The organism is Oleiagrimonas sp., assembly GCF_027858935.1.
Taxonomy (GTDB): domain Bacteria; phylum Pseudomonadota; class Gammaproteobacteria; order Xanthomonadales; family Rhodanobacteraceae; genus Oleiagrimonas.
Genome location: NZ_JAQIBU010000157.1, coordinates 1 through 4,394 on the forward strand (window position 1 = coordinate 1; position 4,394 = coordinate 4,394).

The 4,394-nt window shown below is 61.6% G+C and carries 3 protein-coding genes; all 3 read right to left on the reverse strand.

All coding sequences use genetic code 11. The features are described from left to right. Nucleotides 1-286: 286 nt before the first annotated feature. Nucleotides 287-3,784, reverse strand: coding sequence for a chromosome segregation protein SMC (smc, locus tag PF446_RS05735; protein WP_298070282.1), 3,498 nt, complete (start codon nucleotides 3,782-3,784; stop codon nucleotides 287-289). A gap of 172 nt (nucleotides 3,785-3,956) precedes the next feature. Further along, a complete protein-coding gene (locus PF446_RS05740; protein WP_298070283.1) occupies nucleotides 3,957-4,235 on the reverse strand; it encodes a BolA family protein in 279 nt (92 codons plus the stop codon). After that, a partial coding sequence (locus PF446_RS05745) for a YciI family protein (protein WP_298070284.1) occupies nucleotides 4,232-4,394 on the reverse strand: 163 nt, incomplete at its 5' end. The genes PF446_RS05745 and PF446_RS05740, both read right to left, overlap by 4 nt.

Consider the following 4,394-nt stretch of genomic DNA (forward strand, 5'->3'; position numbering starts at 1 on the left):
GGCTCGCGGCGGATGCCGGCCCCGCCGCCGGACTGACGTCTGACCTGTCCCGGCTTGCGCGGCTGCCCGAACAGCCAGATCAAGACCAACACGATCAAGCCGACCACCAACAGTGGTATGCCGACGGCTGGGTTCCAGTGCATGCCCTACTCCATCCGGGATATCAAAAAGGTACATCAAAGCATTTGCGGATCATCGCCAGGGACAATCCGGATGCAGCCTGCCTATTCTCACGCGTGACGTAGATCAAGCCAAGCCCTTGCCTGGATCACGGGGCCTGCGCCGTTCAGGCCGCCCCCACCATACGCGCCGCCTCGGCCAGATCGACCTGCACCAGACGCGAAACACCCGGCTCGCGCATGGTCACGCCGCACATCTGTTGGGCAGCTTCCATGGTGGATTTGTTGTGGGTCACGAACAGGAACTGCACACGGTCGCTCATATCCCTGACGACACTGGAAAAACGACCGACGTTGGCTTCATCCAGCGGCGCGTCGACCTCATCCAGCAGACAGAATGGTGCCGGGTTCAGGGCAAAGATCGAGAACACCAGCGCTACGGCCGTCATCGCCTTTTCGCCCCCCGAAAGCAGGGTGATGTTGCTGACCCGCTTGCCAGGCGGGCGCGCCATGATGGTGACCCCTGTGTTGAGCAGGTCATCACCAGTCAGTTCCAGATAGCCATGCCCGCCGCCGAAAAGCCGCGGAAACAGCTCCTGCATGCCTGAATTGACCTTGTCGAAGGTATCCTTGAAACGCTGGCGGGTCTCGCGATCGATCTTGCGGATGGCATTCTCGAGTGTCTCCAGTGCACTCGAAAGGTCCTCCATCTGCGCGTCCAGATACGTCTTGCGCTCGGACTGCTCCTCATGTTCCTGGATCGCTGCCAGGTTCACCGGCTCCAGTCGCTGGATCCGCTGCGCCAGGGATTCAAGCTGACGTTCCCATTCGGCGGGGTCGGCATCCTCGGGCAGTTCCTTGAGCAACTCGTTCGGGTCCAGCTCCAGCCGCCTGATCGATTCCGACAGTTGTTGCGCGCGCATCTCCAGTGCCTGGGTCGCCATGCGCTGCTGTGACAACGCTTCGCGCATTTCCTGAAGCGAATGGTCGACTTGCTGGCGCGCCGTATCCAATCGACGAAATTCGGCATCGCTTTCCTCGACGGCACGACGCGCCTCGACCAGTTGTCGATCCACCAGAAGACGCTGGTCCAGGCAGGCCTGGCGTTCGGCTTCCAGCTCGGCGATCGGGTCGTTGCCGCTGGAAAGCTGCTGCTCGATTTCCTCACGACGCGATTGAAGCTGCACCCGCTGCGTTTCCATGCGCGTGCGCGATTGCTTGAGAGATTCATGCGCGGAACGGCGTGACTCCAGGCTCAGTGCCAGCTGGTGTGTGCGTTCGGAAGCCTCTTGTGCGTTCATCCGCGCTTCCTCGCGCGCCTCGAGCAGCACCCGGCGTTCGTTCTCCAATTCACGGCGACGATCTTCCAATTCGCCCATGCCGGAAACAGACTGGTCCAGCCTGGCGCGGGCTTCGCGTGTCTGCTGATTCAATTCATCCCGGCGTGCGTCGAGTTCCTTGAGCTCTGCCGAGATCTTCTCCGCGCGGGCCCGGGCCGTCTCGACCTTGCCGCGGTGACTCTGCATCTGGCCGGCAAGCTCGGATTGGCGCCGATGCGCCATGTACAATTCGCGCTGTGCGTCATCGCGCATGCGCTCGGTGTCTGCCTTGTCCTGATGCAGGGATTCCAGTTGTGCGCCGAGAGTCTCGACCGCGTTTTCCAGCGTTCCCGCCTTCTCGCTCAGCTGCTGGATTTCACGCTTGCGCGCCAGCACGCCGACATGATTGTCCTTGGCCCGACGTACGCGTGTCCAATGCGCAGACACCCACAGACCTTCCGGAGTGATCACCGACTGCTCCGGCGCCAGGCCTTCGAGCTTGCGTTGTGCCACCTGCACGTTTTCAGCAATCCACACCCTGGACAAAAGCACCATGGCGGCGGCCGGGCCACGCACATGTTCGGCAAGTGTTCCCGGCTGCGACGTCCCCTCCTCGGTGGAGATAACCGTCATGTCGGCCTCCTCGAGCGAGGACATGGCGTCGATGACAGCGCCCGGATCATCGACCATCACTCCGTCCAGCAATCCGGAAAGCACGGTTTCCACCGCAGTTTCCCATCCCGCCTCGACTTCCAGCGCCTCGCCCATGCGTGGCGAGTTTTCAAGCCCGAAACGCTCAAGCCACTCGCTGGCAGCGCCCTCATCCTGCCCCAACGCGGCATGCTGCAGCGCCTCCAGCGAAGCCAGTCTGCCGCCAGCGGCCTGCAATTGCTGTCGCGTCTGGTTGAGTTCGGTCTGCGCCTCACGCTCGCGCGCGAGCACGTTTTCGTGCTCGCCCTTGCGGGTCTCCAGTGAGACGCCCAGGGTTTCCACCTGTTCGCGCTGGCGCTCGTGTTCGGCGCTCAACGATTCAGCGGCCTCGGAAAGTGCATCGACGTCGGTACTTTCCTGTTCGGACTGCAAGGCCTCACGTCGGCGGGAAATATCCAGCGACTGACGGTCGAGATAATCGAGTCGGGTCCGTTCGACCTCAGCGGCCCGAGCGGCTTCCGAGGAGGAGCCACTGTGGGCATCCCATCGCTCCTGCCATGCGGACAATCGTGCTTCTGCATCCCTTTGCGCCTGCGCGGTTTGCTCGGAAGCCTTGCGCAACGCAGCCAATTCAGGCTCGCCCTCGCTCAGCGCAGCAGCCAGTTTCTGCAGTTGCTCGCGATCGCTTTCAAGATGACCGGTCAACTCGGCATATTCAGCCTCGGCCTCGGCATGGGCACGTTCCAGCCGTTCGGCAAGTTCCTTGTTGTGCCGAACCTGCTGTTCGACACGGGCAATCTCGGCACCGATCCGGTAGACCTCACCCTGCACCTTGTTCAGGTGCTCGTTGGCCTCGTGGTGCTGCTCACGCGTGGCTTCCATGCGCGACTGCAGTTGGAGCTGCTCGGCGACTTGCTTTTCAATCGAGATTTCAGACTGGCGCAGGCCCTCGCCCTGTTCGTCGTGCTGTCGTCGTATGGCGCGATATTCGAGGGCCTGCAACTCGGCCTGCTTGTGCTTCTGCTCTTGCTTGAAGCCCTTCCAGCGCTCGGCCGCACGTGCCTGACGATGCAGGTGCTCGAGCTGTTTCTCCACTTCATCGCGTACATCACCGATGCGCTCGAGATTTTCGCGTGTGTGGCGGATGCGGGTCTCGGTTTCCTTGCGGCGTTCCTTGTATTTGGAAATGCCCGCAGCTTCCTCCAGGTGCATGCGCAACTCATCCGGATGGGCATCGATGATCTGACTGATCATGCCCTGTTCGATGATCGAGTAGCTGCGCGGCCCGAGGCCCGTGCCAAGGAAGATGTCGGTGATGTCACGGCGTCTGCAGCGACTGCCATTGAGGTAGTACTGCGACTGTCCGTCGCGGGTCACGGTGCGCTTGACCGAGATTTCCGCATATTGCGCGAACTCGCCCTGGATCGTGCCGTCGCTGTTGTCGAAGACCAGTTCGACCATGGCCTGTCCGACCGGCTTGCGCGCGCTGGAACCGGAAAAAATCACATCGGTCAGCGAGTCGCCACGCAAGCGGCTGGCGGCGCTCTCGCCCATGACCCAGCGGATCGCGTCGATGATATTGGACTTGCCGCAACCGTTGGGTCCGACAATGCCCGTCATGTTGGTGGGCAGATGCAGGGTGGTCGGGTCGACGAACGACTTGAAACCGGCCAGTTTGATGGTGGTCAGGCGCATGCGTGTCCGTATCCGGTGATCCGCACTGGCGTCACTGCCAGGCCGGGGTCCAAACCGTCACTTTGCCAAGGGCGTTTACTTGGCGCAATCGACGATTTGAATAAATATTTAAATCAAGTACCTATTTGATTTTACTCATGTAACTTATCTTGCGGAACATGGCTTGCGTGACTCACGTCCGCGAAGCGGCTTCCTGTGGTGTCAGCGCCTCGATGGCCAGCGCATGGATGCCCTGGTTCAACCAGGTCTCCACTGCACCGTAAACCATCCGATGCCGCTTGATTGGCATCTGGCCTTCGAACACGCTGCTGACCACGCGCACGCGGAAGTGCCCCTCACCCTCCCCAGAATGCCCCACATGCATCTTCCCCTCGTCGATCACCTCGACCGTTTGTGCGTCTAGCGCGCCGCTGATCGCGGCCCGCAGCGTCTCGACCATGGGTTCGTTCATGGCAGGACCTGGATGAACGGAAGAATCTCGACATTTGCGTACACCCCCGCAGCTACATAGGGGTCGGCATCGGCCCATGCCTGCGCAGCCTGCTGGGAATCGAACTCGGCGACGATCAGGCTGCCGCTGAATCCGGCAGGACCAGGCTGCGGCGAGTCG

Coding starts and splice junctions, on each gene's coding strand:
- smc (WP_298070282.1), bottom strand. CDS start 3,784: ATGCGCCTGACCACCATCAAACTGGCCGGTTTCAAGTCGTTCGTCGAC.
- PF446_RS05740 (WP_298070283.1), bottom strand. CDS start 4,235: ATGAACGAACCCATGGTCGAGACGCTGCGGGCCGCGATCAGCGGCGCG.